The sequence below is a fragment of the Campylobacter showae CC57C genome, from assembly GCF_000344295.2.
GTDB classification, from domain to species: domain Bacteria; phylum Campylobacterota; class Campylobacteria; order Campylobacterales; family Campylobacteraceae; genus Campylobacter_A; species Campylobacter_A showae_B.
The window spans coordinates 1-1,560 of sequence record NZ_AOTD01000196.1; the positions used below are offsets into that span (position 1 = coordinate 1).

A 1,560-nucleotide genomic window follows, 5' to 3' on the forward strand; every position below is an offset into this window, starting at 1 on the left:
CTTCGTTGCACTCGCAACTGCAAGCAGAAGGAAATTTCGCCGAGGCTCGGTTACGTATTTTATATACGCACCCTCGCTCGGCTTATTTCCGCCTCGCCTCCTCGTAGCGAAGTCTCGTTACGAGCGCTTGCGCGAAGTAAAAAAGAAAAATACTTCGCCTGAATGTTTTGCGTTCAAATTTAAGATTAAATTTAATTGAAATTTGAGCTTTAAAAGTTCAAATTTGAGTTAAATAAAAAGTGTAAGCTGAAGTATTTTGAGATGATTTTTGTGGTTGCGCAGGTAAAATTTAGCGCAGGCTGGACAGATAGTCCGCCGAGCTAAATTTTAATAAGCTCCGCAAAAATCGCTCAAAAGACGAAGCGTAAAAAGGAAATAAAATGGCAAAAAATAATCTAATCGGCGGCTCCATCTGGGACGAATACTCCCAAAACGTCCAAAACCGCATGAACAACCCCAAATTTATGGGCGAGATCACCGAGGACGAGGCAAAAGCAAGAGGCGGCAAGCTCATCGTGGCGGATTTTGGCGCCGAGAGCTGCGGCGACGCGGTGAGGCTATACTGGCTCGTGGATGAAAAAACCGACCGCATCATGGATGCTAAATTTAAGAGTTTTGGCTGCGGTACGGCGGTAGCAAGCTCCGATACGATGGCTGAGCTTTGTATCGGTAAGACCGTGGACGAAGCGGTCAAAATCACCAACATCGACGTGGAAAAAGCTATGCGCGATACCCCGGACGTCCCTGCCGTCCCGCCGCAAAAGATGCACTGTTCGGTCATGGCCTACGACGTCATCAAGGCCGCCGCAGCGCAGTATAAGGGCGTGGATCCGGAGCATTTCGAGGACGAGATCATCGTGTGCGAGTGCGCGCGCGTTAGCCTAGGCACGATCAAGGAGGTCATCCGCCTAAACGATCTACACACGGTCGAAGAGATCACGCAATACACCAAAGCAGGCGCCTTTTGCAAGTCCTGCGTGCGCCCTGGCGGACACGAAAAGCGCGAGTATTATCTCGTGGACATCCTCGCAGACACCAGAGCCGAGATGGAGCAGGAGAAAAAGCAAGCCGTCATCGACGCGCAGGTTTCGGGCAAATTTGACGACGTAAGCTTTGAAAATATGACCGTCGTGGGCCAGCTAAAGGCCATCGAGAGCGTCATAGATAGAGATGTTCGCCCGATGCTGATGATGGACGGCGGTAATATGGAAATCCTCGATTTGCAAAAAGACGCCGAGGGTAAATTTGACGTCTATATAAGATATATGGGTGCTTGCAGCGGCTGCGCGAGCGGTGCGACCGGCACGCTATACGCGATCGAAAACGTGCTTCAAGAAAACCTCAGCCCAAACATCCGCGTCCTACCTATCTGATCTACTTTAGACGGCAAATTTGACGCGGCTTAGGGCTCAAATTTGATTAAATTCGGGCGGTTAAATTTAGCCGCCCTACTCTATTTTCACTCAAATTTACCCCAAAACCCATTTGCCCCTATTTCCAATTTACGAAATTAAATTTTTCTACTTCATTTATCAAAATACCTAAAATTCCGATAATCGT

At 48.5% G+C, this 1,560-nt stretch carries 1 protein-coding gene; it reads left to right on the forward strand.

Annotation, left to right across the window (positions count from 1 at the left end):
• The first annotated feature begins 380 nt into the window (after nt 1-380).
• A complete protein-coding gene (locus tag H740_RS07425) occupies nt 381-1,373 on the forward strand; it encodes an iron-sulfur cluster assembly scaffold protein NifU (RefSeq protein ID WP_002952902.1) in 993 nt (330 codons plus the stop codon).
• Nucleotides 1,374-1,560: the final 187 nt, after the last annotated feature.

Bases quoted from the DNA above. Each gene is read 5' to 3' on its own strand.
- H740_RS07425 (WP_002952902.1), top strand. From the start codon at position 381: ATGGCAAAAAATAATCTAATCGGCGGCTCCATCTGGGACGAATACTCC.